The organism is Streptomyces rectiviolaceus (genome assembly GCF_039533825.1).
Classification (GTDB): Bacteria; Actinomycetota; Actinomycetes; order Streptomycetales; family Streptomycetaceae; genus Streptomyces; species Streptomyces rectiviolaceus.
The window spans coordinates 24430-38408 of the sequence record NZ_BAAAUG010000096.1 but is presented as its reverse complement, the minus strand read 5'-3'; the positions used below and the strand labels follow the sequence as shown (position 1 = coordinate 38408).

The window sequence follows — 13979 nt, the reverse complement described above, 5'->3', positions numbered from 1 at the left end:
CGCGCCCGCTGGGAGCCCCCTCGGCGGCGGCCCGCTCCTTGGCGGCGGCCAGCGCACGACGGCGCCGCCCGGTCGGCCTGGGCGAGGCCTCGCCCGCATCACCGGCGGAGGCAGCCGAACCGGCGACAGCCACAGCCGTCCCGACCCCGGAACCACTGGCCCCTGAACCACTGACCCCGGAACCCCCGGCGGCAGCACCCTCCTGCCCGCCACCACCAGAAGGCAGCGCGGGCGGCAACGCCAACTGCTCGTCGTTGCGCCGTGCCCGCTGCCCGGAAGCGGCAGGAGCCACACCGCCCGCGGGAACCGGCACGCCCTGCGGCGGCACCGTCGCCCCGAGAGCCGCCGACCCGGCAGCATGCTCGGCAGCCGTCACCACGGAGCCCACGGAGCCCACAGAGTCCGTGGACCCCGCAGAACCCTCCGCGGCGCTGGGCCGCCCACGACGACGCCCGGTACCACCAGAAGTCTGCGAACCCTCGTCCCGCGCGGGCGCCTCCGGAGCAACCGGCACCTCGGCCGAACCCGAACCCGAACCCGAAGCCGCAGCAGCGGCCTGCGCCGCGTCAGCCTCCGCCGCACGCCGCCCCCGACGCCGCCCGGTCCCGCTGGGCGAAACCGCGCCTCCGGAGGTGGCCCCCTCAGGAACCGCACTCTCCAAGAAGGAGTCCACCGAAGGCCCGGCAGCCCGCCGAGCCCGTCGGCGCCCGCCACCCGTGGCGGGCGAAGCCTGCGCGGGCACCACGACCGAGGAGCCCGGCGTCTCAGGGGCAACGGAAACCGCGCCGCCCCCCGCACCGATCGGTACTTCAAGAACGTACGCATTGCCGCTCATCCCCGGCACCTCGTGCGTCTGCAGCACGCCTCCGTGCGCCCGCACGATGCCCCGGACGATCGGCTCGTGGACCGGGTCTCCCCCGGCGTAAGGCCCCCGCACCTCGATGCGGACGACCTCGCCGCGCTGAGCCGCGGCCACGACCACCGTCGAGTCCACATACCCACCGGCGGTCACGGCCGAAGGGGCCGCACCGGCACGCGCGTTGCCCGTGGCGTCGATCCCCGCCACGTCGGCGACCAGGTGGGCGAGCGCCGTGGCGAGCCGCCCCGGGTCCACCTCGACCTCGATCGGCGGCGCGTGCACCGCGAACTGCGCGCGTCCTGGCCCGATCAGCTCGACCGCGCCCTCCACACCGCTCGCGACGACCGCGTCCAGCATGACCTTCGTGCACGACAACTGATCCGCACCCGAGTCGAGCAGCTGGAAGCCCAGCACGTTGTCGACGAGCGTGGTGATCCGCGCGTACCCGGCCGAAAGGTGATGAAGCACCTGATTCGCCTCGGGCCACAACTGCCCGGCGTCATCGGCCGCGAGAGCCGACAGCTCGCGCCGCAGCTCGTCGAGCGGACCCCGCAGGGACGAACCGAGCACGGCGAGCAACTGCTCGTGCCGCGCCGCCAGAGCGTCGTACCGCGCCTTCTCGCGCTCGGCAAGCTCCTCGAACCGGTCCTTCTCGCGCTCGGCGAGCGCCGCGTACCGCTCCTGCTCGGCGGCGATCTCCTCGGCGCGCTCCTCGGCGGCGGCGGCGAGTTCGGCGGCGTGCCGCTCGGTGGCGGCCCGCAGCTCTTCCGTGCGCCGCTCGGTCGCGGCCTGCATCTCCTCCGCGTGCTGCGCGATCGCGGCCTCGTGCTCCTCGGCCAGCGCGTCGTAGGGCCGCCGGTCGGTGAACGTCATGACCGCGCCGACGAGCTGGTCCCCGTCCCGCACCGGTGCCGTCGTCAGGTCGACCGCGACCCGGTCGCCGCTCTTTGACCACAGGACCTGCCCGCGCACCCGGTGCTTGCGCCCGGAGCGGAGCGTGTCGGCGAGCGGGGACTCCTCGTACGGGAAGGGTTCGCCGTCGGCGCGCGAGTGGAGCACCAGGTGGTGCAGCTCCTGCCCGCCCAGATCGCTGGCCCGGAAGCCCAGTATCTGCGCGGCGGCCGGGTTGACCAGGACGACGCGTCCCTCGGTGTCCGTGCCGACGACACCTTCGGCGGCGGCGCGCAGGATCATCTCGGTCTGCCGCTGGGAGCGCGCGAGTTCGGCCTCGGTGTCCACGGCGCCCGAAAGGTCGCGTACGACGAGCATGAGCAACTCGTCGCCGGTGTAGCCGTAATTGTCGTAGGCGTCCCGGATGTCCTCGAGGTTCGAGCTCGTGACCTCGACGGGGAATTCGCTGCCGTCCGTGCGCCGCGCGGTCATCCGCGTCGGCTTGGTCCGGCCGCGCTCGTCGATGGAGTCGGGCCTGCGCATCGATCCGGGAATGAGCCGGGAGTCGAACTCCGGCAACAGATCGAGGAGCCCACGCCCCACGAGGGCGGTGCCCGGCGTCTCGAACGCCTCGAGCGCGATCGCGTTCGCGTTCACGACGGTCCCGTTGGCGTTCACGAGGACCAGCGCGTCCGGAAGCGCGTCGAGTATGGCTGCGAGGCGAGCAGCGCCTCGGGATGGCCTGCTGCTCACGACGACGCTTCCTCCCTGGTTACTGCTGCTTGCCGACTCGCCCGGACCATCTTGCCCCGCGGCCCGCGGCGTGTCACGGGAGGGAGTCTACGGGGAGTGGTTGTGCGCGCGACGCCGGATGAGAGGGAGGTCGCACGCAGAAGATGTGAGGCTTCCGTACCGCCTGGTCACGACGGGGTGGCGGCCGTGACTAGGTGGTGGCCCCGGGCAGCACCGGGACGAGCTTGTCCCACCGGGAGATCTCGCATCCGTTGCTGCGGTTGTACGTCGCGTCGACGGGCCGCCCGTTCCAGGTCCCGGTGATGCGCGCGGTGGCGGGCCCGCCGTACTGCATGGTGCAGATCGAGTCCTCCGGTGTGGGCGCGAAGGTGTCGCTGCCCCACCTGCCCTCGTCGAGCTTCTCGCACGCTTCCTGCGCCTTGGGGTGCGTGCCGCCCGACGGGTGACATTCCAGCTCGAACGTCCCGTCGTGCCCGTTCCCGGCTTCGGTGACCTTCACCGTGAGCCGGTCGGGGGTCGACTCGGTCAGCGGCGACGACAGGTGCACGGGCCCCATGTCGGCATGGGCGACGGCGGGCGCGGCGGACAGCGCGGCGACGGACGCGGCGGCGGTGAGGACGAGGCGGCGCAGCATGACGGGGCTCCACTGGGTGCGGGGTACCGGGTACGCGAACACGTACGGGCTCTACCGCGTCTAACGCCGTTGACGCCGCGACGTTGCGGGCGCGAGAGACGCTTTGCCCTGCGGGCCGCCCGACTAGTACCGTGGAGGCCGCGATTGGTGACACGCCGCCCGGCTGTGTCATCATCTGCACGCACCCCTCGCGATCGCGCAGGTGTGCAAGCTGGAGGCGTCGCCTAGTCCGGTCTATGGCGCCGCACTGCTAATGCGGTTTGGGACTTAAATCCCATCGAGGGTTCAAATCCCTCCGCCTCCGCCGCAAGATCCGAAGCCCCGGTCCTCCTGGACCGGGGCTTCGGCGCGTCACCCCTGGGAAGCACGTTTCCGCAGGTCGCAAGCGGTGTGGCAAACGGATTTCACATGGCGGCGGCGGTCATGTAATGTTCTTCCTGTCGCCGCGAGCGGGCCGAAAGGCCGGGGAGCGAAGGCAAACAAAAGAAAAATCAAGCACTCGTAGCTTAACGGATAGAGCATCTGACTACGGATCAGAAGGTTGCAGGTTCGAATCCTGCCGAGTGCACAGTCGAAAAGGCCCCGGACGAGAGTCCGGGGCCTTTTTGTTGCGCCCCTGTGCGGGCCGGGGCCGCGGGCCCTGACCCGCGGCTCAGGCCCGCGGGTCAGGCCGCTACCTCGGCGGGTGAGTTCGCCTGCGGCTGCTCCCGCACGACGTGGCGGGGCCGGGTCGGCATGCCGATCGTCGGGTTGGCCACGCCCCAGGCCGCGCCCTTGCAGATCAACTCCTTGTAGACGGCGGCGAGCCGGCCGGTCAGGGCCGTGCGGACCGCGCGGTCGTCGGCGGTCACGTACTGGATGAGGCCGTTCTTGCGGCCGAGCGAGATGCACTGGTTGAAGTAGCGCAGCGGAGTGTTCGGGATCTTTCCGCCGGTCAGGCGTGCCGCGATGGCGTCGGCGGCCTGCCATGCCATGGGGGTGCCCGTGGCGCACGACATCCGCAGCGGCTTGTCGCCGGGGCCCATCGCCATGCCGCGTCGCCGACGGCGTACACGTCCGGGTGCGACACCGAGCGCATGGTCCGGTCGACCACGATCTGGCCGGTGTCGGTGACTTCCAGGGCGGTGGCCCGTGCGATCGGGTGGACCGCGAAGCCGGTGGTCCACACGGTGACCTCGGCGGGGATGGACGTGCCGTCGGCGGTGGTGACGCGGTCGGCCCGTACGTCGGCGACGGCGGCCTGCTCGTGTGCGGTGATGCCGAGGCGGGCGAAGACCTTGCGGACGTGTCCGCGGCCCTTGGGCGAGAGCCAGTCGCCGAGACCGCCGCGTGCGGCGAGGGCGACGTCGAGGTCCGGGCGGGCCTCGGCGATCTCGGTCGCGGCCTCCAGGCCGGTGAGTCCGCCGCCGACGACGAGCACGCGCTGCCCTGCGTCCAGGCCGGCCAGGCGCTCGCGCAGCCTGAGCGCTCCGGGGCGTCCTGCGATCTCGTGGGCGTGCTCGGCGGTGCCGGGGGCGCCTTGGGCGTTCCAGCCGCTGCCGAGGGCGTACACGAGGGTGTCGTACTCCAGTTCCTCCGTGCCCCCCTGCGTGTCCTCTGCGCCCTGCGTGCCCTGCGCGTCGATGACGGCGACGGTCTTGCGGTCGACGTTGACGCCGGTGACCTTCGCGACCTTCAGTTCGACGCCGGTGCCCGCGAACATCTCGCTGAAGGGCCGGGGCTTGAGGTCCTGGCCGACGGTCAGCTGATGCATCCGGACGCGCTCGACGAAGTCGGGCTCGGCGTTGACGAGGGTGATGGCGACGTCCTCGCGGTGCAGCCGCTTGGCGAGGCGTCCGGCGGCGACGGCTCCGGCGTATCCGGCTCCGATGACGACGATGCGGTGCTGCATTTCCTTGCTCCTGTCATCAGCTCTTCAGCGGGTTCGCCCCTTGAACCGGGCAGCCCGCCGATTGCTGACAGGAATCCGCAGGAATCTGATGTGAAGCAGCTCACATCCGGTCGCGTCGGGTCACATCGGGGTCAGAAGGCGTTGAGCAGGGATTCCCCGTGGTCGGTGGCCGCCCACCGCTGGGTCGCGCGCTCCAGCTTGTCGGGGTTGACCTGGTTGCGGAACGCGGCGATGCCCTCGTCGGTGATCTCCAGGCACATGACGCCGACGACCCGGCCGCCGACGACCGCCACGAGGGCGGGGGCGCCGTTGGCGGTCGATACGTAGACCTCGGGCGAGCCGCCGACGTAGGCGCGCTTGGCCGCGCTGGGCTTGAACAGGCCCCGCATGAACTTCGCGACCGCGAGAGCGCCCTCGAACGCCTTGGCGCGGGCCGGGACCTTGCCGCCGCCGTCGCCGACGGAGATGGCGTCCTGGGTGAGCAGCCGCACGAGCGGCTCGGTCCGGCCGCTGGTGGCGGCCGCGAGGAACTCCTCGACGATCCGCTGGGCGGCGGCCTCGTCGATCTCGGTGCGGGGCTTGCCGTCCGCGATGTGCTTCTTGGCGCGGTGGAAGATCTGCTGGGCGGCGGCCTCGGTGATGTCGAGGATCTCCGCGATCTCACGGTGCGGGTGACCGAAGGCCTCCCGCAGCACGTACACCACCCGCTCGTTGGGCGAGAGGCGCTCCATGAGGGCGAGGACCGCGTACGAGACCGATTCGCGCTGCTCGGCGGTGTCGGCAGGGCCGAGCATCGGGTCCCCGGCGAGCAGCGGTTCGGGGAGCCACTCGCCCACATAGGTCTCGCGCCTGGCGCGGGCCGATGTGAGCTGGTTGAGGCACAGGTTGGTGAGGACCTTCGTCAGCCAGGCCTCGGGTATCTCGACGCGGTCGACATCGGCGGCCTGCCAGCGCAGGAACGTGTCCTGCACGGCGTCCTCGGCATCGCTCGCGGAGCCGAGGAGGCGGTAGGCGATGGCCTCCAGGCGGGGCCTCGCGGCCTCGAACCGGTCGACGTCGTTCATGGTCAGGGCCATGCCCCGGATCCTAGTCCGGGTGTCGCATGCCGCGCCCGCCTGGCATCTGAGTTGTTGGGACAGGGCGTAAGACTGTCCCCATGGAGTGGCGTAGCGCGGGGCTGAGCTGGGCGGATCGGGAGCGGCCCGTGCTCGTGTGGGAGCGGGGGGACGTCAGTCCGCTGGTCGTGGGGCGGCGGGTGGGGTTCCGGGCGCTGGGGCGGCGGGAGTGCGTGGGGGCGCGGGGGAATCCCTGTCCGGTCGCCGCCGTCGTGCCGGGGCGGGGGACGCAGGCCCGGTGTGCCGAGTGCGCGCGGCTGGACCGGGCGCATTCGGTGGCCGCGGACACCATCGCCGACGATCCGCGGACCTACCGCGTCTATCTCGCGTGGTTCGGCGTCGGGATGGTGAAGGTCGGGATCACGCGTGAGGAGCGGGGAGCGGCGCGGCTGCTTGAGCAGGGCGCCGTCGCCTTCGCCTGGCTGGGGCGCGGGCCCCTGATGGCCGCGCGGCGGGCCGAGGAGCTGCTGCGGGTGGCCCTCGGGGTGCCGGACCGGATCTCGTACGCCAGGAAGCGTGCCGTCAGGGCCACCTTGCCGGGGCGGGACGAGCGGCGGCGTGAGCTGGAGCGGATGCACGGCTTCGCCCTCGCGCTCGAAGGGTGGCCCGATTCGCTGGAGCGGGTGGCGCTGGGGGAGCACGGGGTGGTGGACCACGGGGAGGTGTTCGGGGTGGAGCGCCTTGCGGGCGTCGGCGGGTTGGCCGTCACCGAGCTTGTCGACGGCGGTGTGGTGCTGGGGGATCTTGTCGCCGTCGCCGGGCCCGATGTGTATCTCGGTGACGGGGGGCGTCTTGTCGTGCTCGACAGTCGGTTGCTGCGGGGGTGGCGGCTCGAAGGGGCGCGGGGCGAGGCGCGTACGACTGTTCCTGTGCGGGAGGTGCCTGCCGTACAGGGCGGGCTCTTCTGAGCCGCGGGTCGCCGCGTGCCGTCGAAGCTGACCGGATGGTCAAGTCTGGCTGCCCGTACGGCAATGAAGGCGGGGAGAGGGTGGACAGACGGGCGCGGCGCGGCTGAGTCTGGGGAACATGAGTGATCAACCTGTGGGGCCTGTCCCGCCCTTCGAACCGCCCTACTACGTCGTCGTGTTCACCTCCGTGAGGACCGAGCCCGACGACGGCGACGACGGCGACGGCGGCGACGGCGGCGACGACGGATACGACGAGACCGGCGCCCGCATGGACGAGCTTGTCGCCTCCGTTCCCGGCTTCCTGGGGACGGAATCCGCGCGGACGCCCGGCGGTCTCGGCATCACCGTCGGATACTTCCGGGACGAGGAAGCGATCAAGCGGTGGCGCGAGGACGCCGAGCACCGCACGGCGCAGAAGCGCGGGCGCGGCGAGTGGTACGAGAAGTACGTCGTCCATGTCGCCAAGGTGGAGCGCAGCTACGGCTTCGAGCGCGGCTACGGCTTTGAGCGGAGTGGCAGTCTTGAGCGGGCATGACGGCGAAGGACGGGCCGTCCGTGACTTCTGGGAGCGGCTCGGGCTGCCCGGACTCATCGACGTACACACGCACTTCATGCCCGAGCGCGTGCTGGCCAAGGTGTGGGACTACTTCGACTCCGCCGGGCCGCTGACCGGCATGAAGTGGCCCATCACCTACCGGCACGAGGAGGAGCAACGGCTCGCGCTGCTGCGGGAGTTCGGGGTGCGGGCCTTCACGTCGATGATCTATCCGCACAAGGCCGGCATGGCGCAGTGGCTCAACGGCTGGGCCGTCGACTTCGCGCGCCGGACGCCCGACTGCCTGCACACCGCGACCTTCTTTCCTGAGCCGGGAGCGGAGGCGTATGTGCGCGACGCCGTCGACGCCGGGGCCCGGATCTTCAAGTCCCATGTGCAGGTGGGGGGTTACGACCCGAACGACCCCTTGCTCGTGCCCGTCTGGGGGCTGCTCGCCGAGGCCGGGATCCCGGTCGTGGTGCACTGCGGGTCCGGGCCCGCGCCGGGCAAGCACACCGGGCCCGAGCCGATCGGGCGGCTGCTCGCGCGCCACCCCCGGCTGCGGCTCGTGGTGGCGCACATGGGGATGCCGGAGTACGTCGACTTCCTGGAGCTCGCCGAGCGGTACGGTGAGGTCCGCCTCGACACGACCATGGCGTTCACCGACTTCAGCGAGGGGCTCACGCCGTTCCCGCGCGCGGAGCTGCCGCGGCTCGCCGATCTGGGGGAGCGGATCCTGCTGGGCACGGACTTCCCCAACATTCCGTACCCCTACGTCCATCAGCTGCACGCCGTCGAGCGGCTCGGCCTGGGGGACGACTGGCTGCGTGCCGTCTGTCACGGGAACGCGGCCCGGCTCTTCGGACTCCAGGGCCACGACAGCTAGCCCCGGACCGTTTCTCAGGGAATTCACAGGTTCCGGCAAGGGCCTTCTCAGGGCCGCGCCGCAGGCTGTGTGCCATGACTACGACCTCGCCCCAGGGGCGTACCGAACTGCTCAGGGCGGACGGGAGCCCCGTCCGCGTGCTCGTCGTCGACGACGAGGTGTCGCTGACCGAGCTGCTCTCCATGGCCCTGCGCTACGAGGGCTGGCAGATCCGCAGCGCGGGGGACGGCGTCGGCGCGGTGCGCACCGCACGCGCCTTCCGGCCCGACGCCGTGGTGCTCGACATGATGCTGCCCGACATGGACGGCCTCGCCGTGCTCGGCCGACTGCGGCGTGAGCTGCCCGACGTGCCGGTCCTTTTCCTGACGGCCAAGGACGCCGTCGAGGACCGGATCGCCGGGCTCACCGCCGGGGGCGACGACTACGTCACCAAGCCCTTCAGCCTGGAGGAAGTCGTCGCGCGCCTTCGCGGGCTCATCCGCCGGGCTGGGGCAGCCGACCGGCGCAGCGAGTCCGTGCTCGCCGTCGGGGACCTCACCCTCGACGAGGACAGCCACGAGGTGACGCGCGGCGGGGACTCCATCCACCTCACCGCCACCGAGTTCGAGCTGCTGCGTTACCTGATGCGCAACCCGCGGCGCGTGCTCAGCAAGGCGCAGATCCTCGACCGCGTGTGGAACTACGACTTCGGGGGCCAGGCCAACGTCGTCGAGCTCTACATCTCGTATCTCCGCAGGAAGATCGACGCGGGCCGTGAGCCGATGATCCACACGCGGCGCGGCGCCGGGTATCTGATCAAGGCCGCGCCCGCGACCGAGGCGGCAGCCGCCTCATGAAGCGATGAAGCGATGAAGCGGCGGCGGCAGCCGCGGTCGCGGTCGCTGCGGACGCGGCTCGTCGTCTCGGCGGTGGCGCTGATCGCCGTCGTCTGCGCGGTGATCGGCACGGTGACGACCATCGCGCTGCACTCGCACCTGTACGACCAGCTGGACGGTTCGCTCGGCGCGGTGGCGATACGGGCCTCGGGGCCGCAGCCGAAGCCGGGGAACGACGGCCACGGCGGCCTTCCCGCGGAACCGGACGATCCGCTGCGGTTCGTCTCCAAGGGGCCCCAGGAACTCGGCACCATCGGAGCAGTCGTCGAGAGCGACGGCTCCGTCGGCCAGGCCCTCATCAGCACGGACAACGAGTCCGGCGGCGTGGATCCGCGGACCGACCAGCTCGACGCGGAGCAGGCCGCCGCGCTCGGCTCCGTGCCGCGCGACGAGGAGCCGCACAGCGTCGACATCCCCGGTCTCGGCGAGTACCGCGTGGAGTACGCGACAGGACCCAACGGCGACCTCCTCGTCGGCATCCCCACCGCCAAGGTGCAGAACACCCTCGAAACGTTGATCATCGTCGAGGTCAGCGTCACCGCCGCGGGTCTGGTCGCCGCATCGCTCGCCGGTGCGGCCATGGTCGGCGTCGCGCTTCGCCCGCTGCGCCGGGTCGCGACGACCGCCACCCGGGTCTCCGAACTCCCCCTGCACAGCGGCGAGGTGACGCTGTACGAACGCGTCCCCGACACGGAGCCGAACACGGAGGTCGGGCAGGTGGGCGCCGCGCTCAACCGGATGCTCGACCATGTGCACTCCGCGCTGGACGCGCGCCAGGAGAGCGAGACCCGGGTGCGGCAGTTCGTCGCGGACGCCAGCCATGAGCTGCGTACGCCGCTGGCCTCCATCCGCGGCTATGCCGAACTGACGCGCCGCGGGCGGGAGTCGACAGGGCCCGACACGCGGCACGCGCTCGGCCGGATCGAGTCCGAGGCGCAGCGGATGACGGGGCTCGTGGAGGACCTGCTGCTGCTCGCCCGCCTTGACGAGGGGCGCAGTGGTGGGCACACCGGCGGGCCTGGCGCCCGACTGCCGCTCTCGTATCAGAGCACTGATCTCTCACCGCTGGTCGTGGACACCGTGAGCGATGCGCGGGCCGCGGGCCCGGAGCACGTGTGGTCCCTGGAGCTGCCGGACGAGCCCGCGCTCGTACTCGCCGACGGGCCCCGCCTCCAGCAGGTCGTCGTCAATCTCCTCGCCAACGCGCGTACGCACACGCCACCGGGCACGAAGGTCACCGCACGCGTGCGGCGGGCCGGTCCCACGGTCTTCCTCGAGGTCCAGGACGACGGCCCCGGCATCGCCCCGGCACTCCTCCCCCACGTCTTCGAACGGTTCGCCCGCGGCGACGCGTCGCGCTCACGCAACGCCGGATCCACGGGGCTCGGCCTCGCCCTCGTGCAGGCCATAGTGGCGGCGCACGGCGGCGGAGTGACCGTCGAGAGCGTGCCGGGGCGGACGGTGTTCACGGTGGCGCTGCCTGCCGTATCGGACCAGGCCAGCGGCCACGAAAGCGGCCACGTCAGCAGCCTGCTCAGCGGCCAGATCAGCGGCCCCGGACGGGACTCACAGGCGGGCCACAGGCTCACCACACAGGCCTGACAGACCACTTGGCGAATGTCGGTGTCATGCAAACCGACTCTTCCCCGGGCGGCGCTTGCTCGGTCCCTCTGCCGACGCGGGCCCACCTCCCCGCCGGATGGCGCGATGTGCCCGTCCTGGACATCGTGATCCCCGTCTACAACGAGGAGAAGGACCTCAAGCCGTGTGTGCGGCGCCTGCACGACCATCTCGTACGTACCTTCCCCTACCCCTTCCGCATCACCATCGCGGACAACGCGTCCACGGACCGCACCCCCGAGGTGGCGGCGCGGCTCGCGGCGTCGAGCGAAGAGGTCCGCTACACGCGGCTCGAGCAGAAGGGGCGCGGGCGGGCCCTGCGCGCCGTGTGGTCCGCATCGGACGCCCCCGTCCTCGCCTACATGGACGTCGACCTGTCCACCGACCTCAACGCGCTGCTCCCGCTGGTGGCGCCGCTGATCTCCGGTCACTCGGACCTGGCGATCGGCTCCCGGCTCGCGCGCAGTTCGCGCGTGGTGCGCGGCCCCAAGCGGGAGTTCATCTCGCGCAGCTACAACCTCATCCTGCGCGGCTCCCTGCACGCGCGCTTCTCCGACGCCCAGTGCGGGTTCAAGGCGATCAGGGGCGACGTGGCGGGGGTGCTGCTTCCGCTGGTCGAGGACACGGGGTGGTTCTTCGACACGGAGATGCTGGTGCTCGCCGAGCGCGCGGGCCTGCGCATCCACGAAGTGCCGGTCGACTGGGTCGACGACCCCAACTCCACGGTCCACCTGGTCAAGACGGCAACGGACGACCTCAAGGGGGTGTGGCGGGTCGGGCGCGCCCTCGCGGTCGGCGCGCTCCCGCTCGACCGCCTCGCGCGCCCCTTCGGGGACGACCCGCGCGACCGGCAGCTGACCGGAGTCCCGGGCGGCCTCGCCCGCCAGCTGGTCGGCTTCTGCGTGGTCGGCGCGCTCTCCACGCTCTTCTATCTGCTCCTGTACTCCGGCTTCCGTACGTTCTCGGGGTCGCAGGTGGCCAACGCGCTCGCCCTGCTCGTGTCGGCGGTCGCCAACACGGCCGCCAACCGGCGCCTGACCTTCGGGGTGCGCGGCCGTGACCGCGCGATGCGCCACCAGGCGCAGGGCCTGGTGGTCTTCGGCATCGGCCTCGCCCTGACCAGCGGTTCGCTGGCCGCCCTCGATGCGGCGTCGGGCGACGCCTCGCACGGCACGGAACTCGCGGTGCTGATAGCCGCCAACCTCGCGGCGACAGTGCTGCGGTTCCTGCTGCTGCGGGCATGGGTGTTCCCGGAGCGCCGCTCCGACGCGGCCCCGCAGCCCTCGTACGCAGCTTCCCAACCCCCGTACGCAGCTCCCCAATCCCCTTACCCAGCAGCGGAGTTCCACCCCACGGCACCCGACACGACGTACGACCTCACCCACGCACACGACCCGAGGAACGCACGATGACGACGACCCACCCGGATCACTCGGCCCATCCGGCGCCGCCACCGGCCCCGGTCGCGCCGCCCCACGAAGGCGCCGCACACCGGCGCGCGGGCGCGGGCGGGTTCCTCGCCCGCGTATGGCGCGGCCGACCGGACGACCCGCGCTGGGCACGCCCCGCCTTCCTGGGCCTGCTGCTCGCGACCGCGGTCCTCTACCTCTGGAACCTCAGCGCGTCCGGCTACGCCAACTCCTTCTACTCCGCGGCCGTCCAGGCGGGCAGCCAGAGCTGGAAGGCGATGTTCTTCGGCTCGCTGGACGCGGGCAACGCGATCACCGTCGACAAGCCACCGGCCGCGCTCTGGCCGATGGCACTCTCCGTACGCCTCTTCGGGCTCAACTCGTGGGCGGTGCTCGCCCCGCAGGTGCTCATGGGTGTCGCGACGGTCGGCGTCCTGTACGCCGCCGTGCGCCGCCGCTTCAGCCCGGCGGCCGGGCTCATCGCGGGCGCCGTGCTCGCGCTCACGCCGGTCGCGGCGCTGATGTTCCGGTTCAACAACCCGGACGCGATCCTCGCGCTCCTGATGACCGTCACCGTGTACTGCGTGCTTCGCGCCCTGGAGAACGGCCGCACCAAGTGGCTGGTGTGGGCGGGCGTCGCGGTCGGCGTCGCCTTCCTGGCCAAGACGCTGCAGGCGTTCCTGATCCTGCCGCCGCTCGCGGTCCTCTACGCGGTGTGCGCGCCCGTGCGGCTGCGCAAGCGCTTCGGTCAACTCGCCCTCTCCGGGCTCGCGATGATCGCTGCGGGCGGCTGGTGGGTGGCCGTCGTCGAACTGTGGCCCGCTTCTTCGCGCCCGTACATCGGCGGATCCCAGAACAACTCCTTCCTGGAGCTGACCTTCGGCTACAACGGCCTCGGCCGCATCAACGGCGAGGAGACCGGCAGCGTCGGAGGGGGCGGCGGCCCTGGTGGTGGCGGTGGCGGTGGCGGTCAGTGGGGCGAGACCGGGCTCGGGCGGATGTTCGGCTCCGAGGTTGGCAGCCAGATCTCGTGGCTGATCCCCGCCGCGCTGATCCTGCTCGTCGGCGGCATCGTCCTCACCTGGAAGGCCCGCAGGACCGACACCGCGCGCTCGGCCTTCGTGGCGTGGGGCAGCGCGCTCCTGATGACCGCTGCCGTCTTCAGCTTCATGGCGGGGATCTTCCACCAGTACTACACGATCGCCCTCGCCCCCTACATCGCGGCGCTGATCGGCATGGGCGCCACGGTCTTGTGGGAGGAACGCGCCAAGTGGTGGGCGGGCGCGCTGCTCGGCGTGAGTGCCGCGGGCACGGCCTGGTGGGGCTACACCCTGCTCGGCCGGACCCCGGACTATGTGCCGTGGCTGCGCTGGGCGGTGCTGGTCGTCGGCCTCGTGGGCGCGCTCGGCCTGCTGCTCGCGGCCCGGCTCGGGCGCCGACTCGCCCTGGCGGCGGTGGGGCTGAGCCTCGCCGCCTCCGTTGCGGGGCCGGTCGCGTACACCCTCTCCACGGTGAACAGCGCGCACACCGGGTCGATCGTGACCGCGGGTCCCGCTTCGGCGGGCGGCATGGGCGGACCTGGCGGCGGTCGGCCGGGCGGCGG

10 protein-coding genes, 2 tRNA genes and 1 pseudogene are annotated in these 13979 nt (G+C 71.9%); 9 read left to right on the top strand and 4 right to left on the bottom strand.

The annotated features are described in order from the left end of the window. The coding region (locus ABD378_RS26585; RefSeq protein ID WP_344524541.1) for a PAS domain-containing protein at nucleotides 1-2503 on the bottom strand (2503 nt) is incomplete at its 3' end. 190 nt (nucleotides 2504-2693) lie between these two features. Further along, a complete protein-coding gene (locus ABD378_RS26580; RefSeq protein WP_344524539.1) occupies nucleotides 2694-3179 on the bottom strand; it encodes an SSI family serine proteinase inhibitor in 486 nt (161 codons plus the stop codon). A gap of 171 nt (nucleotides 3180-3350) precedes the next feature. Here ABD378_RS26580 and ABD378_RS26575 point away from each other — a divergent pair. Both ABD378_RS26575 and ABD378_RS26570 read left to right on the top strand, forming a co-directional pair. Further along, nucleotides 3351-3441 (top strand) — tRNA-Ser (locus tag ABD378_RS26575). Nucleotides 3442-3632: 191 nt separating this feature from the next. Next, nucleotides 3633-3705: transfer RNA gene (locus ABD378_RS26570), tRNA-Arg, on the top strand. A 97-nt stretch (nucleotides 3706-3802) separates the two neighbouring features. Here ABD378_RS26570 and ABD378_RS26565 read toward each other — a convergent pair. Together ABD378_RS26565 and sigJ are read right to left on the bottom strand one after the other, a co-directional pair. Next, nucleotides 3803-5028: pseudogene (locus ABD378_RS26565) on the bottom strand (NAD(P)/FAD-dependent oxidoreductase). Between the two features lie 131 nt (nucleotides 5029-5159). Beyond that, on the bottom strand, nucleotides 5160-6104 hold the full coding sequence (gene sigJ / locus ABD378_RS26560; RefSeq protein ID WP_344524537.1) for an RNA polymerase sigma factor SigJ: 945 nt from the start codon (nucleotides 6102-6104) through the stop codon (nucleotides 5160-5162). An 80-nt stretch (nucleotides 6105-6184) separates the two neighbouring features. On the opposite strand from sigJ, the gene ABD378_RS26555 reads away from it, so the two are divergent. The 7 genes from ABD378_RS26555 to ABD378_RS26525 form a co-directional block, all read left to right on the top strand. Then, the gene (locus ABD378_RS26555; RefSeq protein WP_344524535.1) at nucleotides 6185-7051 is read left to right on the top strand and encodes a DUF2797 domain-containing protein; all 867 of its coding nucleotides are present in this window, start codon (nucleotides 6185-6187) and stop codon (nucleotides 7049-7051) included. A 118-nt stretch (nucleotides 7052-7169) separates the two neighbouring features. Then, on the top strand, nucleotides 7170-7586 hold the full coding sequence (locus ABD378_RS26550; protein ID WP_344524533.1) for an antibiotic biosynthesis monooxygenase family protein: 417 nt from the start codon (nucleotides 7170-7172) through the stop codon (nucleotides 7584-7586). Continuing rightward, the gene (locus tag ABD378_RS26545) at nucleotides 7573-8472 is read left to right on the top strand and encodes an amidohydrolase family protein (RefSeq protein WP_344524531.1); all 900 of its coding nucleotides are present in this window, start codon (nucleotides 7573-7575) and stop codon (nucleotides 8470-8472) included. Before ABD378_RS26550 ends, ABD378_RS26545 begins: the two co-directional genes overlap by 14 nt. Before the next feature lie 74 nt (nucleotides 8473-8546). After that, entirely contained in the window at nucleotides 8547-9308 is a 762-nt protein-coding gene (locus tag ABD378_RS26540) for a response regulator transcription factor (protein WP_344524529.1), read from the top strand. A 12-nt stretch (nucleotides 9309-9320) separates the two neighbouring features. Next, entirely contained in the window at nucleotides 9321-10949 is a 1629-nt protein-coding gene (locus ABD378_RS26535; protein ID WP_344524527.1) for a sensor histidine kinase, read from the top strand. A gap of 26 nt (nucleotides 10950-10975) precedes the next feature. Continuing rightward, entirely contained in the window at nucleotides 10976-12379 is a 1404-nt protein-coding gene (locus tag ABD378_RS26530; RefSeq protein WP_344524525.1) for a bifunctional glycosyltransferase family 2/GtrA family protein, read from the top strand. Further along, nucleotides 12376-13979: ArnT family glycosyltransferase (locus tag ABD378_RS26525; protein ID WP_344524523.1), on the top strand; the 1604-nt coding region annotated here is incomplete at its 3' end. The genes ABD378_RS26530 and ABD378_RS26525, both read left to right, overlap by 4 nt.

Bases quoted from the DNA above. Each gene is read 5' to 3' on its own strand.
- sigJ (WP_344524537.1), bottom strand. From the start codon at position 6,104: ATGGCCCTGACCATGAACGACGTCGACCGGTTCGAGGCCGCGAGGCCC.
- ABD378_RS26555 (WP_344524535.1), top strand. From the start codon at position 6,185: ATGGAGTGGCGTAGCGCGGGGCTGAGCTGGGCGGATCGGGAGCGGCCC.
- ABD378_RS26550 (WP_344524533.1), top strand. From the start codon at position 7,170: ATGAGTGATCAACCTGTGGGGCCTGTCCCGCCCTTCGAACCGCCCTAC.
- ABD378_RS26540 (WP_344524529.1), top strand. From the start codon at position 8,547: ATGACTACGACCTCGCCCCAGGGGCGTACCGAACTGCTCAGGGCGGAC.
- ABD378_RS26535 (WP_344524527.1), top strand. From the start codon at position 9,321: ATGAAGCGGCGGCGGCAGCCGCGGTCGCGGTCGCTGCGGACGCGGCTC.
- ABD378_RS26530 (WP_344524525.1), top strand. From the start codon at position 10,976: ATGCAAACCGACTCTTCCCCGGGCGGCGCTTGCTCGGTCCCTCTGCCG.